Origin of the sequence: Devosia aquimaris, from assembly GCF_020169335.1 — a bacterium.
Lineage (GTDB): Bacteria > Pseudomonadota > Alphaproteobacteria > Rhizobiales > Devosiaceae > Devosia > Devosia aquimaris.
The window spans coordinates 1,299,441-1,321,415 of sequence record NZ_JAIEZN010000001.1 but is presented as its reverse complement, the minus strand read 5'-3'; the positions used below and the strand labels follow the sequence as shown (position 1 = coordinate 1,321,415).

The window sequence follows — 21,975 nt, the reverse complement described above, 5'->3', positions numbered from 1 at the left end:
GCCGTGCGCACAGGCCTTGAGGTGGCCGTGGTGAGGGGATTGTATCGGGGCTTCAGCGTTGAAAGCGATTCCCGATGACCATTCCCTTTTTTGACGGCCACAACGACACCCTGCTCAAGCTGCTGGAGGCGGAGGGGGATCGGACGGCGCTGTTTGTCGAGGGCCTGCCCAAGGGCGATATCGACCTGCCGCGGGCCAAGGCGGCCGGGATGGCGGGTGGGTTCTTCGCGATGTTTCCGCCGCCGCTCAAGGCCGGGCTCGATGCCGTGGTGGCGTCGCCCAACTACAGCACCGGCAATTTGCCACCCGAGCTGGCAGTAACCGATGCGCAGCAGTCGACCTTTGGCATGAGCGCCATTCTGCTGCGACTGGAGCGGGCCGGGGCGCTGGCGGTGTGCCGGACGGCGGCAGAGGTGCGCTCGGCCAATGCGCGGGGCCTGCTGGCGGCGGTGATGCATATCGAGGGGGCCGAGGCCATCGACACCGAGTTCAACGCCCTGGAGGTGCTCTATGCCGCCGGATTGCGCTCGATCGGGCTGGTTTGGAGCCGGGCCAACGCCTTTGCCACCGGCGTGCCGTTCCGCTTTCCCTCCGATGCCGAGATCGGGCCGGGGCTGAGCGATGCCGGCAAGGCGCTGGTGCGCGAATGCAATGCACGGGGGATCATGATCGATCTCAGCCATATCAATGCCGCCGGGTTCCGCGATGTGGCGGCAGTCAGCGACAAGCCGCTGGTGGCGACGCACTCCAATGTGCATGCCATCTGCGCCAGCTCGCGCAATCTGGTGGACTGGCAGCTCAAGGCGATTGCCGAAAGCAAGGGCATCGCGGGCGTCAACTACGCCACCGGCTTCCTGCGGCCGGACGGACAATGGCGTGTCGACACCGAGATGGAGGTTGTGGTGCGCCATGTCGATGCGCTGGTCGAGGCGCTGGGCGAGGATGGCGTGGCGCTGGGCAGTGATTTCGACGGGGCCATGCTGCCCGCGCCGATGAAGGACGTCACCGGCGTTCCCAAGCTGCTGCAGGCCTTGTTGGACAAGGGCTATGGCGAAGCGCTGGTCAGCAAGATCGCCTATGGCAATTGGCTAAGCATGATCGAGCGGGCGATCGGCTAGGGGCGGTGGCACCCCCACCCAGCCTCCCCCTGAAGTGGGAGGGGCGCCCGGTGAAATGGACATAGTCGGGGCCCAAAACGCCGTCATCACCCGGCTTGTCCGGGTGATCCAGTGTGATGGTCGGTGGTGGATTGCCCGGACGAGCCGGGCAATGACGGGTGTGGGCGGATGGTGGGACGGAGCCGAGAAGCTGAACCCCTCACCCGGCGCTGCGCGCCGACCTCTCCCCTCAGGGGCGAGGTGGGCCTCGGTGCGTGGGGAGGGTGCTTTACCCCGCCGTCGTCATCACTCGGCTTGTCCGGGCGATCCAGTGTGATGGTCCGGATGTGGATTGCCCGGACAGGCCGGGCAATGACGGTGGGTGTGGGGCGGGCCTGCGCTCAGGGCGCGAGATCGCCCAGGCGGACAAACTCGTAGCCCTTGGTGTGCAGCTCCAGCAGGCCCTTGGCGATGCCGGCGCCGGCCGGGCGGCCGGGCTGGTTGATATGGGCGATGATGACATCGCCGTCCCTGGCTGAGGCGATGCGGCTCCGGGCGGTTTCCGCCGAGGCCGAGGCGCCGAAATCGGCATTGAGCGAAAAGCCGGCGACGCGATAGTCCAGATGGGTGATCTCTGCGATGGCGTCAGGCGTGTAGAGCGCGGTGGCGCCGCGGAACCAGGTGGGCTGGCGGCCGAAATTGGCCAGGATCGCCTCGGCGCCGCCCAGCACTTCGTCATCGACGGCAGCCAGCGTGCCGGCGGGGGTGATGCCATAGGGCTTTTCGCTGCCGGTGACGGCCGGCACATGGTTGCGGCCATGATCCTCGATGTCGAAGAGATCGGGATGGGCCACGAGCACGGCGATGGTCTCGGGATTGTTCCTGAGCCAGCGCGCGGTGGCGAAAATGGTGGTGGGGATCTGCTGGGTGACCAGCACGTCGAGGATGCGATGGTCGATGTCGCCCATGCAGGCATCGAGCGTCAGCGCCACGCGGGGGTGATCGCCGTGCGACGGGGGTACGGTGAGCGCCGGCTCAAGCAGCTTGCCGGCCGCGGCACCCAGCGTGCTGGCCAGCACGGCCAGACCGGTTATCAGAAATCGACGCATGTGAGCCTCCCGGAGCGGAGGCTTATCCCGTTTCTTGCGGCGGGCAAGGCGAATGTTTGCGGGCAGCGCCAGGGGCGCTGCCCGAACGTCCAGGTCGCCTAGAAGGGCACGTCTTCGTCGGCGACGATCTTCTTTGTGGCAGGCTTCTTGGCCGCAGTGGCCTTTTTGGCTGCGGCAGGTTTCTTGGCAGCCGTGGTCTTGTCAGCCGTGGTCTTGTCAGCCGTGGTCTTGGCGGCTGCGGTCTTTGCAGCCGGCTTTTTGGCCGCAGCCTTCTTGGCCGCAGCCTTCTTGGCCGGGGCCTTCTTGACCTTGGCGCCGGTGGCTTCGGCGCGGGCGGCGATCCAGGCGACGGCCTGGTCGAGAGTCACGGCCTCGGGCTGCACATCCTTGGGGATGGTGGCGTTGATCTTGCCCTGGTTGACATAGGGACCATAGCGTCCGGCGCGCACGGTGATGGGGCCATTGTCGTGCTCGAAGGTCTGGATGGCGGCAACGGCAGCACCGCCGCCGCGCTTGAAGCCGCCAGCGGCCTTTTGCGCGAGCAGATCGACCGCACGGTTGAGGCCGACGGTGAAGACCTCCTCGACATCGGGCAGGTTGGCATATTTGCCATCGTGCAGGATGAAGGGGCCATAGCGGCCCAGACCGGCCGAGATGGGCAGGCCGGTTTCCGGATGCAGGCCCACTTCGCGCGGCAGTGACAAGAGCTTGAGCGCGGATTCCAGCGTCAGATTGGCCGCGTCCCAACCCTTGGGGATGGAGCTGCGCTTGGCTTCCTTGCCATCGCCGAGCTGCACATAGGGGCCAAAGCGGCCGGACTTGAGGAACACGTCCTCGCCGCTCTCCGGATCGGCGCCGAGCACGCCGTCACCGGCTGCCGCTTCCGGCGCCTGGCCGGAGGCGGCGTCGGAGAGCTGCATGGTGTGCTTGCACTCGGGATAGTTCGAGCAGCCGATGAAGGCGCCGAACTTGCCCAGCTTGAGCGAGAGCTGGCCGGTGCCGCAGGTGGGGCAGCGGCGCGGATCGGAGCCGTCTTCCCGCGGCGGGAAGATGCGGCTGGCCAGGGCGTCGTTGAGGGTATCGAGCACCTCGGAGACGCGCAGATCCTTGATCTCATCGGTGGCGGCGGTGAAATCCTTCCAGAAGTCACGCAGCACCTGCTTGTAGTCGAGCGTGCCGGCGGAAATCTCGTCGAGCTGTTCTTCGAGGCCCGCCGTGAAGCCATATTCGACATAGCGGGTGAAGAAGTTTTCGAGGAACGCCGTGACGATGCGGCCGCGATCCTCGGGATGCAGCGCCTTGCCCTCGAGCCGGACATAGTCGCGGTCCTTGAGCGTGGTGAGCGTGGCCGCATAGGTGGACGGCCGGCCAATGCCGAGCTCTTCCATCTTCTTGATCAGGCTCGCCTCGGTATAGCGGGACGGCGGCTGGGTGAAATGCTGCTCGATGTCGACCGCTTCGAGCGCGGGCTTGTCGCCCACGGCCAGCGGGGGAAGCTCGCGGGTGTCCTCATCCTCGTCATCGGGCTCGTCGGACTTGGCCTCGACGCCATAGAGCTTGAGGAAGCCGGGGAAGGTGACAACCGAGCCGATGGCGCGCAGTTCGACGGCGCGGCCGGGGACGTTGACGGCGATGTCGACCGTGGTGCGGTCGATCTCGGCCGATTTCATCTGGCTGGCCAGGGTCCGGCGCCAGATCAGGCCGTAGAGCTTGGCCTGGTCGGCATCGAGCGAAAGCTGCTCGGGGCGCTTGAACATGTCGGTGGGGCGGATGGCCTCGTGCGCTTCCTGGGCGTTCTTGGCCTTGGTCTGGTAGATGCGCGCCTTTTCGGGGAGATATTCCTCGCCGAAATACTTGCCGATCACCGAGCGAGCCATGGCAATGCCCTCGGGGGCCATCTGCACGGCGTCGGTTCGCATATAGGTGATCAGGCCGTCTTCGTAGAGGCGCTGGGCGATCTGCATGGTGCGATTGGGGCTCAGGCCCAGGCGCGAAGAGGCATCCTGCTGCAGGCTAGAGGTGGTGAAGGGCGCATAGGGATTGCGCTTGGTCGGCTTCTTTTCGACCGCCGAGACGTTGAACTGGCCGGATTCGATGAGCTTTTTGAGCTCGGCAGCGTTCTCGCCGGTCTTGATGGCGAGCTTGTCTGTCTTCTTGCCATCGACCGAGAGAAGACGGGCGAGGAAGCTCTTGCCCGACTGGCTGAGCTTGGCCTCGACCGACCAATATTCGTCGGGCTTGAACTTCTCGATCTCGGATTCGCGGTCGGACACCAGGCGCAGCGCCACGGACTGGACGCGGCCAGCCGAGCGGGAGCCGGGCAGCTTGCGCCAGAGAATGGGCGAGAGGGTGAAGCCGACGAGATAATCGAGGGCGCGGCGGGCCAGATAGGCATCGACCAGCGGCATGTCGATTTCGCGCGGCACTTGCATGGCCGCCAGGATGGCGTCCTTGGTGATGGCGTTGAAGAGCACGCGGCGGACCGTCATGTCCTTCTTGATGGCCTTCTTCTGGCGCAGCACATCGAGCACGTGCCAGGAAATGGCCTCGCCTTCGCGATCCGGGTCAGTTGCCAGGATCAGTTCGTCAGCGCCCTTGAGGGCGGCGGCAATGTCGGCAACGCGCTTTTTGGACGCCGTGTCGACTTCCCAGGACATGGCGAAATCTTCGTCCGGCCGGACCGAGCCATCCTTGGCGGGCAGATCGCGGACATGGCCGAAGGAGGCCAGGACTTCGTAGTCCGACCCGAGATATTTGTTGATTGTCTTGGCTTTAGCCGGACTTTCAACGACGACGACCTTCATGGAATACCTGTCCGCAACCGCTTTGTTGGAAGTGGCGCAACATGGTGAAGCCGGAACAAAGTGTCAACGGCCTCCCAGCGCGCCGATGCAGCCGGGCGCCGCCTCCCCGAAGGGGAGAGAAAACTTGCATACAAGACGGGACGGGTGCAGACTTGGTTCCGGCGCCGTTCTGCGCCCCACCCAATCACAGTGCAATCGTGCTCAATCTGTCCCGCGCTCCCTGGCGCGGTCGCCGATTGCCTGTCGGGCCGATCACGAGGAGATGATTGCTATGGACTATCGCATGCTGGGTAACAGCGGCACCGTCGTTTCGAACTATTGCCTGGGCACCATGACCTTTGGCGCGGAATCGGACGAGGCCACGTCATTCGCGCTGATGGACGCCTATGTGGCGGCGGGCGGCAATTTCATCGATACGGCCAATGTCTATAGCGCCGGGGTCTCCGAGGAGATCGTGGGTCGCTGGCTCAAGAGCAAGCCGGGGATCCTGCGCGACCTGGTGATCACCACCAAGGGCCGCTTTCCCATGGGGCAGGGGCCGAACCACCTTGGCCTGTCTCGCAAGAATCTCAATGAGGCGCTGGACGCTTCGCTCAAGCGCCTGGCCGTCGAGCATATCGATCTCTACCAGATGCACGCCTGGGACGCGCTGACGCCCATCGAGGAGACGCTGCGCTTCCTCGATGATGCCATCCGTAACGGCAAGATTGCCTATTATGGCTTCTCCAACTTCCTGGGCTGGCAGATGACCAAGGCGGTGTGGACCGCCAAGATGGCCGGCTTTGCGCCGCCGGTGACGCTGCAGCCGCAATACAATCTGCTGGTGCGCGACATCGAGCACGAGATCGTGCCGGCGGCGCAGGACGCCCAAATCGGCCTGTTGCCCTGGTCGCCGCTGGGCGGCGGCTGGCTGAGCGGGAAATACAAGCGCGATCAGATGCCGACTGGGGCCACGCGTCTGGGCGAAAACCCCAAGCGCGGCATGGAGGCGTTTGAGAAGCGCAACAGCGACCTGCGCACCTGGGAGGTGATTGGGGCGGTGGAAGACCTGGCCAAGGCGCGCGGCGCCAGCATGGCCCAGGTGGCGCTGGCCTGGGTGGCGGCGCAGCCGGCGGTGACCTCGGTGATCCTGGGCGCGCGCACGACCGACCAGCTCAAGGACAATCTGGGTGCCGCCGGGCTGGTGCTGACGTCGGAAGAGCTGGCGGCGCTGAGCGCGGTCAGCAAGCCGGAGATGAGCGACTATCCCTATGGCGAAGGCGGTATCGGCCAGCGCAACCGCAATATCGGCGGCGGGCGGTAGAGAGCTGGGGTGGGGGGGCGGCCCCCACCCGACCTCCCCCTGGAGGGGGAGGAGGTGCGCGGCGGCTGGGGCGAGATCGTGCGCAAGCCGTCGTCATCTCCCGGCTTGTCCGGGTGATCCAGTTGCGGGGCCAGTGGTGGATTGCCCGGACAAGCCGGGCAATGACGGTGCGATGGGGACAGTTGGTCCTCGAACCTGTCGACCCCCTCCCTTGATCCCTCCCCTCAAGGGGGAGGGAGACGATGGATCCGCTGGTTCGGGAATGGGGAGAGGCCCGTTGCGCAGTGAGTCGAGGCGTCTGACCTCCGAACGCCGTCATCACCCGGCTTGTCCGGGTGATCCAGTTGCGGGCCGGTGTAGATTGTCCGGACGGGCCGGGCAATGACGGGGATGGGGACGGCGAGTGCGCTAGTAGCGCAGCGCGACCAGCTGGCCGCTGGACCATTCGATCTGGCCGGCCAGATCGAGTTCGAGCAGCAGCATCTGGATATTGGCAGCGGGCAGGCCGGATTGGGCGACCAGGTCGTCCACCGCGACCGGCGTGGCGCTGAGGGCGACGAGCAGCCGGGATTTGTCGTCGGGCGACGGCGGCGGCAGCTCGGGCGTGAGGGCCGGGGTCCAGTCGTGGTCAAAGAGCGCGGTGCGCGCGGGATCGGCGGCGCCGAGCACCGTGATGATGTCGGCGGCGGAAGTGACCAGATGGGCGCCCTGCTTGATCAGGGCATTGCCGCCTTCGGCGCGGGGATCGAGTGGCGAGCCGGGGACGGCAAAGACATCGCGATCCTGCTCCAGCGCCAAGCGCGCTGTGATCAGCGAGCCGCTGCGCTGGGCGGCCTCGACGACGACAATCCCCAGAGACAAACCCGACACCAGCCGGTTGCGGCGGGGAAAATCGCGGGCACGCGGCTCCCAGCCCAGCGGCATTTCGGTGAGCAGGGCGCCACCGGCATCGAGAATCGCATGGGCCAGGGGGATGTTCTCTGAGGGATAGATGCGGTCGAGCCCACCGGCGAGGACGGCGATGGTGCCGGTATCGAGGCTGGCCTTGTGGGCGGCGGCGTCAATGCCGCGGGCAAGGCCGGAGATGACGGTATAGCCGGCGGCGCCGAGGTCGGCGGCCAACAGGCGGGTCATCTTGACCCCGGCCGAAGAGGCATTGCGGGCGCCGACCAGGCCCACGGTGCGCTGCCAGTCGCGATTGTCGCCGCCGGCAATGGTCAGGACGGGCGGGGCGGCGGCAATAAAAGGGAGCAGCGGCGGATAGTCGGGATCGGCGCTGGTGACCAGCCGCGCGCCATAGCGGCTGAGGCCGGCCAGTTCGTCTTCGGCCTCGGTCTGGGTGAACACGTGGACCGGGCGGCCGGCGCGGCGGGCGATGTCGGGCAGGGCGTCGAGCGCCGCCTCGGCGGAGCCGAAGCGGTTGAGCAATTGGCGGAAAGTGGCGGGGCCGACGTTTTCGGTGCGGATCAGCCGCAACCAGGCGAGGCGCTGGGCAGGGCTGAGGCCCTTGGCACCCGGCGCCCCCCGCAAGGATCAGGACGCCTTCTTGCTGCCGCCGATCCGGGGTTCGGTGCCCCGGATAAGGCGCAGGATGTTTTCGCGGTGCTGGAAGAACAGCAGCAGCGCCATGAGCGCCACGGCGCCGGCGAGGCGTTCGCTGACCACCACATAGGCAAAGATCGGCGCGGTGGCGGCGGCGGTGAGCGCAGCCAGCGAGGAGAATTTGCGGGCGAAGGCGATCAGCAGCCAGACGGCGCAGAAAATGAGGCCAACCGGCCAGCTCAGCGCCAGGAGCGAGCCGATCATGACGGCGACGCCCTTGCCGCCCTTGAAGCCCAGCCAGACCGGGAAGCAGTGGCCAAGGAAGGCGCCGATGGCGGCCAGCATGGCGGCATCGTCACCCCAGAGGCTACGGGCGATCAGCACGGGCAGGGCGGCCTTGGCGGCATCGAGGACCAGGGTGCCTGCGGCCAGCCAGCGGTTGCCGGTGCGCAGCACATTGGTGGCGCCGATATTGCCCGAGCCGATGGCGCGAATGTCGCCCAGGCCGGCGGCGCGGGTCAGCAGCAGGCCAAAGGGAATGGAGCCGAACAGATAGCCCAGCACGAGCGCATAGAGCAGGGGAAGAGCGTCAGGGGGCATGGGGATTCCTTTGCGGGCCTGCGGGCAGAAATACCCCGCGCGGGCCAGTGGCGGCAAGGGGTGTGCTGGAGGGGGCGACTGGGGTGAGTGCGTAGGCGGCCCGCAGATGGCGCTGGCGCGGACATGGATTGCCCGGAGAAGCCGGGCAATGACGGGGGCAAGATGAGCGCACCAGGCAATCGGCGCGGCGTTTGGATTGCCCGGAAGAGCCGGGCAATGCTCAGTCGATATGCTCGAACACCGTGGCGCCACCGACGATGGTGCGGATGACCTTGCCGGCGAGGCGGGCGCCTTCGAAGCAGGTGTTGCGCGAGCGGGAGCGGAGCTGGCGGACGTCGACCTGCCAGGGATAGTCGAGATCAATCAGGATCAGGTCGGCCGGGGCGCCCACGGCGATGCGGCCGGAGGGCAGGCCGAGGATCTCGGCCGGGCGGCTGGTCATGGCGCGCAGGACGGTGAGCAGATCGACCTCGCCGGAATGGACAAGGCGCAGCGCGGCGGGCAGCAGGGTCTCGAGGCCAATGGCGCCATCGGAGGCTTCGGCGAAAGGCTGGCGCTTGACCTCGGTGTCCTGCGGATCGTGGTCGGAATGGATGGTGTCGATGGTGCCGTTGCGCAGGCCCTCGATGACCGCCTGGCGATCATCCTCGCTGCGCAGGGGCGTGGAGAGCTTGAAGAAGGTGCGGTAGCGGCCGACGTCGTTCTCGTTGAGCGCGAGGTTATTGATGGAAACGCCTGCCGTAACAGAGTTGTTACGTTTCTTGGCGGCAGCCAAAAGCTCAATGGAGGCGGCGCAGGAGACCTGGGCGGCATGGTATTTGACACCCGTGAGACCGGCCAGCTGCAGGTCGCGCGCCAGCGGAATGGTCTCGGCTTCGCGCGGCTGGCCGCGCAGGCCCAGGATGGTGGCAAACAGCCCCTCGTTCATCACGCCGTCGCCGGCGAGATCGGCATCGCGCAAGTGATGCACAAAGGTCATGCCGTAGTTGGCGGCATAGCTCATGGCGGTACGCAACAGGCTTGTCGACTGGATGGCGTGGCGGCCATCGGTCAGGCAGACGACGCCGGCTTCGCGAAGCAAGCCAAATTCGGTCATCTCCTTGCCGCCGAGACCCTTGGTGATGGCCCCAGCAGGCAGGACATTGACCTTGGACGTTGCCTTGGCGCGGCGAATGAGGAAATCGACCAGGGCGCTGTCGTCGACCACAGGGGTGGTGTCGGGCATCATGACGAAGCTGGTGACGCCGCCGGCAGCGGCGGCCTCGCCGGCCGAGGCCAGAGTTTCGCGATATTCCTTGCCGGGCTCGCCGGTGAAGACGCGCATGTCGATCAGGCCCGGCGCCAGCGCCAGACCGCGGGCATTGATGACCTCGACGTGGTCGGGCACGCCGATGGGCTTGCCGATGGCAACCTCGGCGATGACGCCGTTCTCGATCAGCACGGCGCCGGCATGATCGGTGCCGGTGGCGGGATCAAGGATGCGGGCGTTTTCAATCAGCGTTGCAGTGGTGGTCATGGCGGCGCTCATGGCTCGTTCCTCGCCGGCAGCAGCGCATCGAGCACGGCCATGCGCACGGCGACGCCCATCTCCACCTGGTCGGTGATGACCGAGGCGGGACCGTCGGCAATGGCGGGGTCGATCTCGACGCCGCGGTTCATCGGGCCGGGGTGCATGACGATGGCGTCGGGCTTGGCGTAGCTGAGCTTTTCGGCGTCCAGGCCATAGAAGTGGTAATATTCGCGGATCGAGGGGATCATGCGGCCGTTGGCGCGCTCGTGCTGCAGGCGCAGCATCATGACCACGTCAGCGTCCTTGAGGCCTTCGCGCATGTCAGTGAAGACCTCGGTGGCGAGGTTTTCGATGCCGGCGGGCAGCAGGTTGCGCGGGGCGATGACGCGGGTGCGCACGTTGAGCGCGCCGAGCAGAAGCAGGTTCGAGCGCACGACGCGGGAATTGCCGATGTCGCCGCAGATGGCGACGGTGAGGCCGGCAATGCGGCCCTTGTGATTGCGGATGGTGAGGGCATCGAGCAGGGCCTGGGTGGGATGCTCATGGGCGCCGTCGCCGGCATTGATCACCGCGCAACCGACTTTCTGGCTCAGCAGTTCGACCGCGCCGGCGGCCGAATGGCGCACGACGATGACGTCGGGGCGCATGGCGTTGAGCGTGGCGGCGGTGTCGACCAGTGTCTCGCCCTTACTGACCGAGCTGGTCTTGACCGACATGTTCATCACCAGCGCGCCCAGCCGCTTGCCGGCGATCTCGAAAGAGGCCTGGGTGCGGGTGGAGGGCTCAAAGAACAGGTTGATCTGCGTCTTGCCCGTCAGGGTCGGGTGCGTCTTCCGCTCCTGGCGGGAGATGGGCACCATGGCCGCGGCGCGATCGAGCAGATCGATGATCTCATGCTGCTGGAGATCGGCAATCGAGAGCAGATGGCGCTGATTGAACGGGGGATAATCGCCGGAAGTGCCGGCGGGCGAATTCGAGGCTGTGCTGGCGCGAGCTTGGGCCATGCGCTCCCATTCCCTATCGATTTGCTGCGGTCTAGCGGAGGGGGACCACAGGGGCAAGAGGGCGCGCGATTTTCATACAGCTATCGCTTCCCGAAGCCGGGCTAACGCGGGCGGAGCCGGTCGAGCGCACCCTGCAGGATGTAGCTGGCGGCGAGCTTGTCGACCACTTCGGCGCGGCGGTCGCGGCGCATATCGGCATCGATCATCATGCGGGTGACGGCGCTGGTGGAAAGGCGCTCGTCCCAAAAGGCGATGGGCAGGGTGATGCGCTGCGCGAGGCTCCGGGCAAAGGCGCGGGTGGACTGCACGCGCGGGCCTTCGCTGCCATCCATATTGAGCGGCAGGCCCAGGATGATGGCGACGATGGCGTTTTCGGCGATGAGCTGGTCGAGCCGGATGGCGTCGGCGGTGAACTTGGTGCGCTTGATGGTTTCGAGCGGGGTGGCCGAATAGCGCATGCCATCCGAGACGGCGACGCCAATGGTCTTGGTGCCCAGGTCCAGCCCCATGATACGGCCGCTGGGCGGAATGGCGGCCAGCGGATTGGCGAACTCTGGATTGTCTGCGTCAGTCATGCGGGGGGCTCGCTTGCCATGATGGCTTGGTCCTATAGGGTGCGGGCCAATTTGGCGACAGGAAAGCGCGGCATGAAACTGACCTGGTTTGGCGGCACGACGGTGCGCATTCACATTGGCGGGGCCATTGTGGTGGTGGATGCCGCCGGGGCGCCCGCGGGAATCGATGCGGCCGAGCTGGTGGCTGGGGCCGACCAGGTGGTGGCTGACTTTGGCGCGGAGCTCGAGACTATCGACGCTGCTGCGTTCAAGCCGCGCAAGCCGGTGCGGCTGCTGGATGAGGGCGAAGGCCTGCCCGATGTGATGATCTGGTCGGCCGGGCCGGGCGCGCTGGTGATCGACGCCATGGGCGAGGCGCCGCTGCTGCTGGTGGCGGGCGAGATGCCGGTGATGGGGCGCTGGGCCGATGGGGCCGTGGTGGCGCTGTTTGGCGACGGGGCAGGGCTGTTGGCACGGGGGCAGGCGCTGCTCGCCACGCGGGCGCCGCGGCTGGTGATGCTGGGTGGCGACGAATCGGCGGTGGATACCGCCATTGACGGGCTGCGCGCGGGGCTGGATGGCACGGGGCTGGTGGCGCTCGAGGCCGGGCTGGCACTCGAAGCCTGAGCCGCACGCGTGAACGCATGTGGTGATGGCGTGCATCAGGCATTTTCATTGTCTTTTTGGTCGGGCCGTTGCTAATAACGCGCCAACAGGCCGTATTTTCTGGAGTGACCCATGTCCGTCGACGCCACCACCGTAAAGCGCATCGGGCGCCTGGCGCGTATCCGCATCGAAGAGCATGAAGTGGCGGGCTACCAGTCCGAGATCAACTCCATCCTGGGCTTCATCGAGCAGCTGTCCGAGGTGGATGTGACGGGCGTCGAGCCGATGACCTCGGTGAGCCCGATGGTGCTGCGCCGTCGCGACGACGTGGTGAGCGATGGCGGCTATCCCGAGCAGATCGTCGCCAATGCGCCGCTGGCGGAAGACAATTTCTTCATGGTGCCCAAGGTGGTCGAATAATGGCAGTCAGCGTCGCCATCGAGACGCCGCTGCAGGACGATGTGCGGACGCTGGTTGCGGCGCTCAATGCGCATCTGCAGCCGCTGTCGCCGCCCGAGTTCCAGTTCAAGCTGACGGTCGAACAGATGGCGGGCGCCGACACCAGCGTGTTCGTGGCGCGCGACGAGAGCGGCCAGGCGCTGGGCATTGGTGCGCTCAAGGTGCATTCGGAGACCATGGGCGAGGTCAAGCGCATGTTCACCCTGCCGGCGGTGCGCGGGCAGCGGGTGGGCTCGGCGCTGCTCGATGCCATCGTGGCGCTGGCGCGCAGCAAGGGGCTGAGCGTGCTGATGCTCGAGACCGGCGCCGCGGCGGACATGCCGGAGGCCCACCGCCTCTATACGCGCAGCGGCTTTGTGCCGCGCGGGCCGTTCCTCGATTATCCCGAGAGCCAGTGGTCGGCGTTTTTCGAGATGCCCCTCACGGTTGGCGTGGAGCCGGCGGAATGAAGGCCCTTTTGGCATGTGCAGTCTGCCTGGCTGGCTTTCCGCTGGCGGTCGTGGCGCAGGACGATCTGCCGATCGACCAGTCCAAGCTCTATGTGAGCGATCCGGCCGCGTGTGAGGCGCTCGAGAAAAAGGGCGTGGACGCCTTCATGGATACCGATTTCCTGGTGCTGTCGTTCAAGGACGGCATCCACTCGATGGAATTCACCTGCGACCTCTATGAGATCAAGTCGCGGCCCAACAACAACATGCTGTTCGTGGACGCCATCTGCCAGGCACCGGGCGAGGTTTATCCTGACACGTTCTCGATCAGCCCCTATGATGCCAAGACCATTCAGTTGGTTTCCACCTATGACGCCATGATGGCCATGTCCCGACCCGTTGACGGGGCGGAGCCGACCGGCAACCCCGGCGTGACCCTTTATACCCGCTGCGACAATCTGAGCGAGATCCGTGTTGACTGACCTGACCAAACTGAGCCTGGCCGCCGCCCGCAAGGGGCTGACCGACAAGAGCTTTACCGCAAGCGAACTGACCGGGGCCTATCTTGGCGCGATCGAGGCCGCCAATCCGGCGATCAACGCCTATGTGGCGGTGACTCCAGAGCAGGCCATGGACATGGCCAAGGACAGCGACGCGCGGCTGGCCAAGGGGCAGGCTGGTCCGCTCGAAGGCATTCCGCTCGGGATCAAGGACCTGTTCAGCACCAAGGGCGTCCACACCCAGGCGGCCAGCCATATTCTGGATGGGTTCAAGCCCGAATATGAATCGACCGTGACGGCCAATCTCTGGCGCGATGGCGCGGTGATGCTGGGCAAGCTGAACATGGACGAATTCGCCATGGGCTCTTCCAACGAGACCAGCTATTACGGCCCGGTGATCAGCCCGTTCAAGGCCGAGGGCAGCAATGCCAATCTGGTGCCCGGTGGCTCCTCGGGCGGTTCGGCTGCGGCCGTGGCGGCCTGGCTCTGCGCCGGCGCGACCGCGACCGACACCGGCGGCTCGATCCGCCAGCCGGCGGCGCTGACCGGCACGGTTGGCATCAAGCCGACCTATGGCCGCTGCTCGCGCTGGGGCGTGGTGGCCTTTGCCTCCTCGCTCGATCAGGCCGGCCCGATTGCCCGCACGGTGGAAGACGCCGCGCTGCTGATGACCTCGATGAGCGGCTTTGACCCCAAGGATTCGACCAGCGTCGATATGGCGGTGCCGGACTTTGCGGCGGCCGTGGAACGCGGCGTCAAGGGCCTGACCATCGGCGTGCCGCGCGAATACCGCATGGACGGCATGCCGGGCGAGATCGAAAAGCTGTGGACCCAGGGCCTGGAGTGGCTCAAGGCCGAAGGCGCGGTGATCAAGGACATCTCCCTGCCGCACACCAAATATGCCCTGCCGGCCTATTATATCGTGGCGCCGGCCGAGGCCTCGTCGAACCTGGCGCGCTATGACGGCGTCAAGTTCGGCCTGCGCGTCAGCGGGCAGGATATTACCGACATGTATGAACTCACCCGCGCCGCCGGTTTCGGCCGGGAGGTGAAGCGCCGCATCATGATCGGCACATACGTGCTGTCTGCCGGTTACTTTGACGCCTATTACGTCAAGGCCCAGAAGGTGCGCACGCTGATCAAGAAGGATTTCGAAGACGCCTTCCACGGCGGCGTCGACGCCATCCTGACCCCGGCGACGCCCTCGGCCGCCTTCGGCATTGGCGACGAGACGCTGGCTGCCGATCCGGTGGCGATGTATCTGCAGGACGTATTCACCGTCACGGTCAACATGGCCGGCCTGCCGGGCATTGCCGTGCCCGCCGGCAAGGATGGCAAGGGCCTGCCGCTGGGCCTGCAGCTGATCGGCAAGCCGTTTGACGAAGAGACGCTGTTTGCCGCCGCCCGTGTGATCGAAAAGAGCGCGGACATGGATTTTTCGCCCAAGCGCTGGTGGTAAGCGGCGCCAAAATAGTGACGGCGCCGACGCACCGGGTCCTTCACGGCAGCTGTGAGGGACCAGGGACGGCCAAGGGTGCCGGAGTTTACTCAAACCGCTTGCGCCACTTGATCCGCCCGCTGATCCGCCTTATTTGGCCGAAATGCGAAAACTGAAATTGGTGGTGACGCCGCCACGTCCGGCGTCCGGGCAGACAAGAGAAACTCCCATGGCCACTGATATCTTCACCACCCTGGACTGGTCCGAGCCGCCCAAGGACATGAGCAAGCCGCTGCAGGCTCTGTGGTGGCTCAAGAAGGGTGGCCTGCGTGTGGGCCCCGAGTGGGAACAGGCGCATGTGATCGTTCAGGCCATGGAAGGCGTGCAGGCCTTTGACTGGGTGCATGCGCTGATGCACTGGATCGAAGCCGACATGGGCAATGCCGACTATTGGTATCGCCGCGCCGGCAAGAAGCGTGCGACGGCCAGCGTTGCCAGCGAATGGGAACATATCGCGGCAGCCCTCAGCGAAGTGACGCGGCACTAGGCCGTTTTGAATTCGAATTGATGCGGTTCGATCATCCTCTGCTCTTTGCGTAGAGGGTGGGGTTGGTGCTGATGGCCACTGATGGACCCCCTCCCTCGGTCCCTCCCCTCAAGGGGGAGGGAAGGGATCGAGCCGAGAATCCCCCAGCGGTGAAACGGCAGGGCCGTCACTGCGGGGACCGGCCCGGCAGTGACGGCGCCTTTATGTTCGACTAGCGGTTGTCATACTCGCTGCGCACCAGCTCCAGCCCACGCCGCGTGATGCGGTAGGGCTTTCCGCCCGACGATTTGATCGCCTTTTTGGCCTTGAGCTTGCGGAACAGCAGCAGGCTGCAGCCGCTGCTCAGCCAGCCGTCGCGGTTGAAGAATTCAAGGCCGGTGACCTTGCCGTCGTCATTGCGGATGAGGGCGATACAGCCGCCCTGTGCGAGGGCATGCAGCACCCGCTGTTCGTCTCGGGAAATATCCATGGAAGTCTGAAGCCTGATGGCGGCCCCAAATGGGCCGCGGACAAACAAGGCCCGTCACCGGCATCGCGCACGGCGTCAGGCTGGTTCATCAATGCCCCGTCGCAGTTGGACGGGGCTTCGGGCGGTTTCAGACTGCTTACACATGGCTGCTTGATAGCGCCGACTGGACGAATTGCGCAAGGCGGGCGGTTGAATTCGCGCCGAACTCGGTGCAAACCAGCAACAGAGCCAATTGAGTGGATAGTGCTGTGACCGCTGCAAAACTGCCTGCCGAATGCCAGACCAAGGACGATGTCCGCGCCGAGATCGACCGCGTCGACCAGGCGTTGCTGACCCTGTTTGCGGAGCGGCACGCCTATGTGACCCGCATGGCCGAGATCAAGACCGATCCGCATGAGGCACGCGACCCGGCGCGCATCGAGGCAGTGATCGCCCGGGTCCGTGAACGCAGTTTGGCCCTTGATCTTGACGAGGATCAGGCCGAACTTGTGTGGCGGACCCTGATCGACTGGAACATCAACTACGAGAAGGGCATCATCGCCGCACGGCGACGCGGCTAGCCCGGAGGCTTACGATGGCAGGTGTCAGCATACGCAAGGCGGTGACCGATGACATGCCGCACCTGGCAGACATCGCCTATCGCGCCTGGGAACACGGCATCTATCCGCTGCTGACGCCACTTCCGGGCCTGAAAGCCGCCGAACAGTCCCGCCTGGGCCAGGTGGTGTCGCAGACGCTCAACCGCATCATTGTGGTCGAAGTGGGCGGCGTGGCGGCCGGCTGGTGCTCGCGGGCGGCGCGGCGGGCCTATATTCCCTATCTCTTCGTCGCGCCGGAAATGCAGCGCATGGGGCTGGGCTCGATGCTGCTGCGGCGCATGGAATCGCTGCTCGAGCTGGAAGGCGCCGAGCGCGTCTATCTCGAAACCCCGGCGGACAATGTGCCGGCCGTGCGCTTCTATGAAAAGCAGGGCTACCAGATCCTGGCGCTGCGCCAGGATGGCAATGCGGCCCACGAGGCCTTCATGAGCGTGCACCTGGAAAAGCGCTTGCTGCCGTTCACCGGCGAGATCGACGAGGACTGAGCCGGGCAGGGGCTGTTTGCGCCCCGTAGTGCGCAAAGCAATTGCAACCGCAGGCCCAAGGCAATATGCGTTTGGCATCGCTTTGCCTCGCCTCAGGACGTCTCAATTGACCCTTATCGACACGCGCACGCCCAACCCCAAGAGCTTCATTGCCGGATCGACCGGCGACTGGGAAGTGATCATCGGCATGGAAGTGCATGCGCAGGTGACGTCCGAGAGCAAGCTGTTCTCGGGCGCGTCGACGCAGTTCGGCAATGCCCCCAATTCCAACGTGTCGTTCGTGGACGCCGGCATGCCCGGCATGCTGCCCGTGATCAACGAGGAATGCGTGCGCCAGGCTGTGCGCACCGGTCTGGGCCTCAAGGCCAAGATCAACAAGCGCAGCGTGTTTGACCGCAAGAACTATTTCTATCCCGACCAGCCGCCGGGCTATCAGATTTCCCAGTACAAGGACCCCATCGTCGGCGAGGGCGTTGTGGCGCTCGACGTCAATGGCGACCAAGTCGAGATCGGCATCGAGCGCGTGCATCTGGAAACGGACGCCGGCAAGCTGCTGCATGACCAGCACCCCAACATGAGCTTTGTCGATCTCAACCGCGCCGGCGTGGCGCTGATGGAGATCGTCTCCAAGCCCGACATGCGCTCGTCGGACGAGGCCAAGGCCTATCTCTCCAAGCTGCGCTCGATCCTGCGGTACCTCGGCACCTGCGACGGCAACATGGAGCAGGGTTCCATGCGCGCCGACGTCAACGTCTCGGTGCGCCGCCCGGGCGGCGAGTTCGGTACGCGCTGCGAGATCAAGAACGTCAACTCGATCCGCTTTGCCGGCCAGGCCATTGAATTCGAAGCCCGCCGGCAGATCGACATTCTCGAGGATGGCGGCGTGGTGGAGCAGGAGACCCGGCTCTATGACCCCAAGCTGGGCGAGACGCGGTCGATGCGGTCGAAGGAAGATGCGCAGGACTATCGCTATTTCCCCGATCCCGATCTGCTGCCGCTCGAGTTCGACGATGCCTTCGTCGCCATGCTGGCTGACAATCTGCCCGAGCTGCCGGACGAGAAGACCGCGCGCTTCATTCGGGATTTCGGCGTGACGCCCTATGACGCGATGGTGCTGACGCTGGATCGCGAGACGGCGGACTATTTCGAGGCCGTGGTCAATTTCGGTGGCAGCGCACGCGACGGCAAGGCCGTGGCCAATATGCTGAACGCCGACGTGGCGGCCTTTGCCAATAGCCAGGGCCTGGCCATCTGGGAAACCCATCTCAAGCCGGCGCAGATCGCGGGAATCGTCGACCTGGTGGCAGCCGGGACCATCTCGTCCAAGGGCGCCAAGGATCTCCTGGCCATCATCATCAGCGAAGAGCCCGAGGGCGTGCCGGCGGAGATCGTGGAAGCCCGCGGCATGAAGCAGGTGACCGACATGGGCGCCATCGAGGCGATCGTGGACGAGATCATCGCCGCCAATCCCGACCAGGTGGCCAAGGTCATCGCCAAGCCGACCATGATCGGCTGGTTTGTCGGCCAGGCGATGAAGGCCTCGGGCGGCAAGGCCAATCCGCAGGCGCTCAACGAGCTGATGAAGAAAAAGCTCGGCCTCGAATAGGTCCGATTGTCTGAATGGACCAAACCGGTCGGTGCGCGGGCACCGGCCGGTTTTTTCTTGCGTGTCGGCTGGTCAGGCGGCGACGCGCTGCCAGAGTCGGCTGATGCGGCCATCGATCAGCAACAGACCGGTGAAGATCACCAGCATGCCCAGGATCTGGATGGGCAGCACGCTCTCCTTGAGCACCACCACGCCCAGGATGATCGCCGAGATCGGGGCAATGAAGGTGGTGGTGGCAAAGTTGGTCGGGCCGACGCGCGGCAGGATGCGATACATGATCTGGAAGGTGAAGGCCGTCGAAACCAGGCCGATGGCGATAGCGGCGGCCCAGGTCTCGGGGCGCTGCAGCACCGGCGCGCCCTCGGTGAAAAAGGCGACCGGAATCGAGACGATAGCGGCGCCGGTGAGGGCGATGGCGGCCAGCGCGGTCGGCTCCACCGCCTTGAAGCTGCGGGTGATATTGAGCGAAAGCGCGTAGCACAAGGTGGCCAGGAGGCAGGCGCCGATGGCCCAGAGATGGGAATCGCCACCGTCCATCAGGGCGGGTGAGGCCAGGATTGCAGCGCCGACGAAGCCGACGACGACCCCGGCAGACTTGACCCGCGAGGCTTTCTCGCCGCCGATCCAGAAATGGCTGACGATGACCGTCATGATCGGCGTCAGTGCATTGATGATGGCGGCTACGCCGCTGGCCAGATTGGCCTGGGCGAGGGGGAACAGGGCAAAGGGGATGGCGTAGGCCAGAACGCCCAGCGCACCCAGCTTGAACCAGAGCATGGGATCTCGCGGGACAGGCTTGCGCAGGATCAGCATGGCGAACCAGCAGCCGAGCGCGCCGATGCCGACGCGGAAGGAGGTGACCCAGAGCGGGCCGATCTCGCGGATGAGCACGGCGTTGAAGATAAAGGAGCAGCCCCATATGGCGCCCAGCAGAATTATCCAGAACCAGTCGCGACGAACCATCAGAATCTCCTTGTCCGCGGACGCTACGCCGTAGCGGAACAAAGATCGAACCGATTTTGACGATGGGATCGATCAAAACCGGTGATGGGTGTCGCGGGGATCGATCAGGGGGCGCTGATGGCCCCGGAGGCGAGGAGGCGCAGGGCTTCGGGATAGATGCGGTGCTCTTCGACCAGCACGCGGGCGGCGAGAGTGTCGGGGGTGTCGCCGGGGAGCACAGGCACTTCGGCCTGCAGGATCGGCGCGCCTTCGTCGAGGCCGGGGGTAACAAAGTGGACGGTGCAGCCATGGGTGGTGGCGCCGTCGGCCAGGGCGCGCTCATGGGTGTGCAGGCCTTTATAGAGCGGCAGCAGCGAGGGATGGATGTTGATCATCCGCCCGGCCCAGTGATTGACGAAGTCATCGCCCAGGATGCGCATGAAGCCGGCAAGGCAGACGATGTCGACGTCCCAGCTTTCCAGCATCTGGGTCATGACATCTTCGAACATGTCCCTTGTGAGGAACTTGCTCTGGGCCAGGGAGGCGGTGGCGATGCCATGGCTGGCGGCGATGGTGAGGCCCTCGGCGGCGGCACGATTGGACAGCACGCCGACGATCTCGGCGGGATAGTCTGGCGCCTTGGCGGCGTCGATCAGCGCCCGCATGTTGGAGCCGCGACCGGAAATGAGAATGCCGACGCGCTTGCGGGTCATGACTTGGGCTCCAGGGAGGGATCGAACAAAGCGAGTTCTTCGGCCGTCGGACGCTCGATGGCGTCGGCGTAGCGGCGCAGCTCGTCCAGGGTGAGCGGCGGGTTCTCGCGGCCGCGGGCCGAGGTCCGCTGGTAGAGGATTTCCGGCGCGGCATCGAGAAAGTGCAGTTCGGCTCGTGCGCCGAGGGCACGCGCGCCCTCGCGAAGCCGGTCCCGCTCTGCCCGGGCCCAGGTACCCCATTCAATGATGGCGACGCCGCCGAGGCGCAGGACGTGCTGCGCCTGCAACCACTGCAGCGCCTCTATGCTGTCGCGGGCCGCAGTGTCCCAGAGGTCGATGCCGAGGGCGTCCATCCACTCGTCAGGGGCATAGATGATGCCCCCGTGCTCGTTTGCCAGTTGTGCCGCGAGCGTGGACTTGCCCGTGCCGGGCAGGCCGCAGATGATGATCAGCCGGCCCGGGTTGCGCATATCAGAGCGCCAGGCTTCCCTCGAAGGTCACCGGTTCGCCGCTGCGCTCTGTCAGATTGCCGACGATGGAGGCGATTTCGCCGGCGGCGTTGAGCTGGTCGACGAGGGCCTGGGCGTCTTCGGGCGCCACGGCGACCAGCATGCCGACGCCGCAGTTGAAGGTGCGTAGCATCTCATGCTCAACGATGCCGCCGGTGCGCGACAGCCAGCCGAAGACCTTGGGCACGGTGATGGCCGGCAGGTTCACATGCGCGGCCAGATGGTCGGGCAGCACGCGAGGAATATTGTCGATGAAGCCGCCGCCGGTGATATGGGCCAGCGCCTTGATGGCCAGGCCCGCCTTGAGGGCGGCGAGCAGCGGCTTCACATAGATGCGGGTGGGGGTAAGGAGGGCTTCCGAGAGCGCCGTGCCGGGGGCGAAGGGCGCATCGGCGTCCCATGCCAGGCCCGAGACCTCGACGATCTTGCGGACCAGCGAATAGCCATTGGAATGGACGCCCGAGGAGGCGATGGCCACCAGCGTGTCGCCGGCGGCGATATCGGCGCGGGGCAGCAGGGTGCCGCGCTCGGCAGCGCCGACGGCAAAGCCGGCCAGGTCATAGTCATTGCCGTGGTACATGCCCGGCATCTCGGCGGTTTCGCCGCCGATCAGGGCGCAGCCGGCGAGGCGGCAGCCATCGGCGATGCCGGTAACGATGGCCGTGCCCTGGGCGACGTCGAGCTTGCCGGTGGCGAAGTAGTCGAGGAAGAACAGCGGCTCGGCGCCCTGGACGATGATGTCGTTGACGCACATGGCCACCAGGTCCTGCCCGATGGTGCCGTGATTGCCGGTATCGATGGCGATCTTGAGCTTGGTGCCGACGCCGTCGTTGGCCGCGACGAGCACGGGATCGGTGAAGCCGGCTGCCTTGAGATCGAACAGGCCGCCAAAGCCGCCGATCTCGCCATCGGCGCCCGAGCGGCGCGTGGAGCGCACGGCAGGTTTGATCGCTTCGACCAGCGCATTGCCAGCATCGATGTCGACTCCGGCCTGCTTGTATGACAGACCATTTGATGTCAGGTTTTTCGGATCGGACATGGGCCTCGGACCATCATGGGGAAAGCGTGCGGAAAGCTGACACCGGTCGACCAAGGCGGTTGCCAATTCCGGAGCCGGAAGCTATGCGGCCTGATAGCTTCTCCACCCCACA

23 protein-coding genes are annotated in these 21,975 nt (G+C 65.7%); 11 read left to right on the top strand and 12 right to left on the bottom strand.

Going from position 1 to position 21,975, the window contains the following annotated elements:
* The first annotated feature begins 74 nt into the window (after positions 1 to 74).
* The gene (locus tag K1177_RS06345) at positions 75 to 1,118 is read left to right on the top strand and encodes a dipeptidase (RefSeq protein WP_224702464.1); all 1,044 of its coding nucleotides are present in this window, start codon (positions 75 to 77) and stop codon (positions 1,116 to 1,118) included.
* Positions 1,119 to 1,498: 380 nt separating this feature from the next.
* Here the strand turns inward: K1177_RS06345 and K1177_RS06340 are convergent, their stop codons facing one another.
* The gene (locus K1177_RS06340) at positions 1,499 to 2,206 is read right to left on the bottom strand and encodes a polysaccharide deacetylase family protein (protein ID WP_224702463.1); all 708 of its coding nucleotides are present in this window, start codon (positions 2,204 to 2,206) and stop codon (positions 1,499 to 1,501) included.
* A gap of 98 nt (positions 2,207 to 2,304) precedes the next feature.
* Positions 2,305 to 5,010 (bottom strand): type I DNA topoisomerase, encoded by a 2,706-nt coding sequence (topA, locus tag K1177_RS06335; protein ID WP_224702462.1) that lies wholly within the window; start codon positions 5,008 to 5,010, stop codon positions 2,305 to 2,307.
* A gap of 271 nt (positions 5,011 to 5,281) precedes the next feature.
* On the opposite strand from topA, the gene K1177_RS06330 reads away from it, so the two are divergent.
* Positions 5,282 to 6,313, top strand: a complete 1,032-nt coding sequence (locus K1177_RS06330) for an aldo/keto reductase (protein WP_224702461.1) — start codon at positions 5,282 to 5,284, stop codon at positions 6,311 to 6,313.
* Between the two features lie 408 nt (positions 6,314 to 6,721).
* On the opposite strand, the gene dprA is transcribed toward K1177_RS06330, so the two are convergent.
* The 5 genes from dprA to ruvX all read right to left on the bottom strand — a co-directional run bounded on the left by dprA (position 6,722) and on the right by ruvX (position 11,544).
* Positions 6,722 to 7,843, bottom strand: coding sequence for a DNA-processing protein DprA (gene dprA / locus K1177_RS06325; protein WP_224702460.1), 1,122 nt, complete (start codon positions 7,841 to 7,843; stop codon positions 6,722 to 6,724).
* 3 nt (positions 7,844 to 7,846) lie between these two features.
* Positions 7,847 to 8,455, bottom strand: a complete 609-nt coding sequence (plsY, locus tag K1177_RS06320; protein ID WP_224702459.1) for a glycerol-3-phosphate 1-O-acyltransferase PlsY — start codon at positions 8,453 to 8,455, stop codon at positions 7,847 to 7,849.
* Positions 8,456 to 8,675: 220 nt separating this feature from the next.
* Positions 8,676 to 9,971 carry a dihydroorotase gene (gene pyrC / locus K1177_RS06315; protein ID WP_224702458.1) on the bottom strand — a complete coding sequence of 432 codons (1,296 nt, stop codon included), beginning with the start codon at positions 9,969 to 9,971 and terminating at the stop codon, positions 8,676 to 8,678.
* An 8-nt stretch (positions 9,972 to 9,979) separates the two neighbouring features.
* On the bottom strand, positions 9,980 to 10,969 hold the full coding sequence (locus K1177_RS06310) for an aspartate carbamoyltransferase catalytic subunit (protein ID WP_224702457.1): 990 nt from the start codon (positions 10,967 to 10,969) through the stop codon (positions 9,980 to 9,982).
* A 101-nt stretch (positions 10,970 to 11,070) separates the two neighbouring features.
* Positions 11,071 to 11,544 carry a Holliday junction resolvase RuvX gene (ruvX, locus tag K1177_RS06305; RefSeq protein ID WP_224702456.1) on the bottom strand — a complete coding sequence of 158 codons (474 nt, stop codon included), beginning with the start codon at positions 11,542 to 11,544 and terminating at the stop codon, positions 11,071 to 11,073.
* Positions 11,545 to 11,616: 72 nt separating this feature from the next.
* Between ruvX and K1177_RS06300 the strand changes: the two genes are divergently transcribed.
* The 6 genes from K1177_RS06300 to K1177_RS06275 all read left to right on the top strand — a co-directional run bounded on the left by K1177_RS06300 (position 11,617) and on the right by K1177_RS06275 (position 15,501).
* Positions 11,617 to 12,150: a hypothetical protein gene (locus K1177_RS06300; protein WP_224702455.1), complete on the top strand. Its 534-nt coding sequence runs from the start codon at positions 11,617 to 11,619 to the stop codon at positions 12,148 to 12,150.
* Between the two features lie 111 nt (positions 12,151 to 12,261).
* On the top strand, positions 12,262 to 12,549 hold the full coding sequence (gene gatC / locus K1177_RS06295) for an Asp-tRNA(Asn)/Glu-tRNA(Gln) amidotransferase subunit GatC (RefSeq protein WP_224702454.1): 288 nt from the start codon (positions 12,262 to 12,264) through the stop codon (positions 12,547 to 12,549).
* On the top strand, positions 12,549 to 13,037 hold the full coding sequence (locus K1177_RS06290; RefSeq protein ID WP_224702453.1) for a GNAT family N-acetyltransferase: 489 nt from the start codon (positions 12,549 to 12,551) through the stop codon (positions 13,035 to 13,037). Before gatC ends, K1177_RS06290 begins: the two co-directional genes overlap by 1 nt.
* A complete protein-coding gene (locus K1177_RS06285; protein WP_224702452.1) occupies positions 13,034 to 13,498 on the top strand; it encodes a hypothetical protein in 465 nt (154 codons plus the stop codon). The genes K1177_RS06290 and K1177_RS06285 overlap by 4 nt, the downstream gene beginning before the upstream one ends.
* Positions 13,491 to 14,975 (top strand): Asp-tRNA(Asn)/Glu-tRNA(Gln) amidotransferase subunit GatA, encoded by a 1,485-nt coding sequence (gene gatA, locus K1177_RS06280; protein WP_224702451.1) that lies wholly within the window; start codon positions 13,491 to 13,493, stop codon positions 14,973 to 14,975. Before K1177_RS06285 ends, gatA begins: the two co-directional genes overlap by 8 nt.
* A 208-nt stretch (positions 14,976 to 15,183) precedes the next feature.
* On the top strand, positions 15,184 to 15,501 hold the full coding sequence (locus K1177_RS06275; protein WP_224702450.1) for a hypothetical protein: 318 nt from the start codon (positions 15,184 to 15,186) through the stop codon (positions 15,499 to 15,501).
* A gap of 211 nt (positions 15,502 to 15,712) precedes the next feature.
* On the opposite strand, the gene K1177_RS06270 is transcribed toward K1177_RS06275, so the two are convergent.
* Positions 15,713 to 15,970 carry a YjhX family toxin gene (locus tag K1177_RS06270; RefSeq protein WP_224702449.1) on the bottom strand — a complete coding sequence of 86 codons (258 nt, stop codon included), beginning with the start codon at positions 15,968 to 15,970 and terminating at the stop codon, positions 15,713 to 15,715.
* A gap of 248 nt (positions 15,971 to 16,218) precedes the next feature.
* Here K1177_RS06270 and K1177_RS06265 point away from each other — a divergent pair, with 248 nt between their 5' ends.
* From K1177_RS06265 to gatB, 3 genes are all read left to right on the top strand, one after another.
* On the top strand, positions 16,219 to 16,530 hold the full coding sequence (locus K1177_RS06265) for a chorismate mutase (protein ID WP_224702448.1): 312 nt from the start codon (positions 16,219 to 16,221) through the stop codon (positions 16,528 to 16,530).
* Positions 16,531 to 16,544: 14 nt separating this feature from the next.
* Positions 16,545 to 17,054: a GNAT family N-acetyltransferase gene (locus K1177_RS06260; RefSeq protein ID WP_224702447.1), complete on the top strand. Its 510-nt coding sequence runs from the start codon at positions 16,545 to 16,547 to the stop codon at positions 17,052 to 17,054.
* A gap of 106 nt (positions 17,055 to 17,160) precedes the next feature.
* Positions 17,161 to 18,660, top strand: coding sequence for an Asp-tRNA(Asn)/Glu-tRNA(Gln) amidotransferase subunit GatB (gatB, locus tag K1177_RS06255; RefSeq protein WP_224702446.1), 1,500 nt, complete (start codon positions 17,161 to 17,163; stop codon positions 18,658 to 18,660).
* Positions 18,661 to 18,732: 72 nt separating this feature from the next.
* Here gatB and K1177_RS06250 read toward each other — a convergent pair whose 3' ends face one another.
* The 4 genes from K1177_RS06250 to purM all read right to left on the bottom strand — a co-directional run bounded on the left by K1177_RS06250 (position 18,733) and on the right by purM (position 21,863).
* On the bottom strand, positions 18,733 to 19,623 hold the full coding sequence (locus K1177_RS06250) for a DMT family transporter (protein WP_224702445.1): 891 nt from the start codon (positions 19,621 to 19,623) through the stop codon (positions 18,733 to 18,735).
* A gap of 104 nt (positions 19,624 to 19,727) precedes the next feature.
* On the bottom strand, positions 19,728 to 20,315 hold the full coding sequence (purN, locus tag K1177_RS06245; RefSeq protein WP_224702444.1) for a phosphoribosylglycinamide formyltransferase: 588 nt from the start codon (positions 20,313 to 20,315) through the stop codon (positions 19,728 to 19,730).
* On the bottom strand, positions 20,312 to 20,785 hold the full coding sequence (locus K1177_RS06240) for an AAA family ATPase (RefSeq protein ID WP_224702443.1): 474 nt from the start codon (positions 20,783 to 20,785) through the stop codon (positions 20,312 to 20,314). The genes purN and K1177_RS06240 overlap by 4 nt, the downstream gene beginning before the upstream one ends.
* Before the next feature lies 1 nt (position 20,786).
* Positions 20,787 to 21,863, bottom strand: a complete 1,077-nt coding sequence (gene purM, locus K1177_RS06235; RefSeq protein WP_224702442.1) for a phosphoribosylformylglycinamidine cyclo-ligase — start codon at positions 21,861 to 21,863, stop codon at positions 20,787 to 20,789.
* Positions 21,864 to 21,975 lie beyond the last annotated feature (112 nt).

Coding starts and splice junctions, on each gene's coding strand:
- K1177_RS06345 (WP_224702464.1), top strand. CDS start 75: ATGACCATTCCCTTTTTTGACGGCCACAACGACACCCTGCTCAAGCTG.
- K1177_RS06340 (WP_224702463.1), bottom strand. CDS start 2,206: ATGCGTCGATTTCTGATAACCGGTCTGGCCGTGCTGGCCAGCACGCTG.
- topA (WP_224702462.1), bottom strand. CDS start 5,010: ATGAAGGTCGTCGTCGTTGAAAGTCCGGCTAAAGCCAAGACAATCAAC.
- K1177_RS06330 (WP_224702461.1), top strand. CDS start 5,282: ATGGACTATCGCATGCTGGGTAACAGCGGCACCGTCGTTTCGAACTAT.
- plsY (WP_224702459.1), bottom strand. CDS start 8,455: ATGCCCCCTGACGCTCTTCCCCTGCTCTATGCGCTCGTGCTGGGCTAT.
- pyrC (WP_224702458.1), bottom strand. CDS start 9,971: ATGACCACCACTGCAACGCTGATTGAAAACGCCCGCATCCTTGATCCC.
- K1177_RS06310 (WP_224702457.1), bottom strand. CDS start 10,969: ATGGCCCAAGCTCGCGCCAGCACAGCCTCGAATTCGCCCGCCGGCACT.
- ruvX (WP_224702456.1), bottom strand. CDS start 11,544: ATGACTGACGCAGACAATCCAGAGTTCGCCAATCCGCTGGCCGCCATT.
- K1177_RS06300 (WP_224702455.1), top strand. CDS start 11,617: ATGAAACTGACCTGGTTTGGCGGCACGACGGTGCGCATTCACATTGGC.
- gatC (WP_224702454.1), top strand. CDS start 12,262: ATGTCCGTCGACGCCACCACCGTAAAGCGCATCGGGCGCCTGGCGCGT.
- K1177_RS06290 (WP_224702453.1), top strand. CDS start 12,549: ATGGCAGTCAGCGTCGCCATCGAGACGCCGCTGCAGGACGATGTGCGG.
- K1177_RS06285 (WP_224702452.1), top strand. CDS start 13,034: ATGAAGGCCCTTTTGGCATGTGCAGTCTGCCTGGCTGGCTTTCCGCTG.
- K1177_RS06275 (WP_224702450.1), top strand. CDS start 15,184: ATGGCCACTGATATCTTCACCACCCTGGACTGGTCCGAGCCGCCCAAG.
- K1177_RS06270 (WP_224702449.1), bottom strand. CDS start 15,970: ATGGATATTTCCCGAGACGAACAGCGGGTGCTGCATGCCCTCGCACAG.
- K1177_RS06260 (WP_224702447.1), top strand. CDS start 16,545: ATGGCAGGTGTCAGCATACGCAAGGCGGTGACCGATGACATGCCGCAC.
- K1177_RS06250 (WP_224702445.1), bottom strand. CDS start 19,623: ATGGTTCGTCGCGACTGGTTCTGGATAATTCTGCTGGGCGCCATATGG.
- purN (WP_224702444.1), bottom strand. CDS start 20,315: ATGACCCGCAAGCGCGTCGGCATTCTCATTTCCGGTCGCGGCTCCAAC.
- K1177_RS06240 (WP_224702443.1), bottom strand. CDS start 20,785: ATGCGCAACCCGGGCCGGCTGATCATCATCTGCGGCCTGCCCGGCACG.
- purM (WP_224702442.1), bottom strand. CDS start 21,863: ATGTCCGATCCGAAAAACCTGACATCAAATGGTCTGTCATACAAGCAG.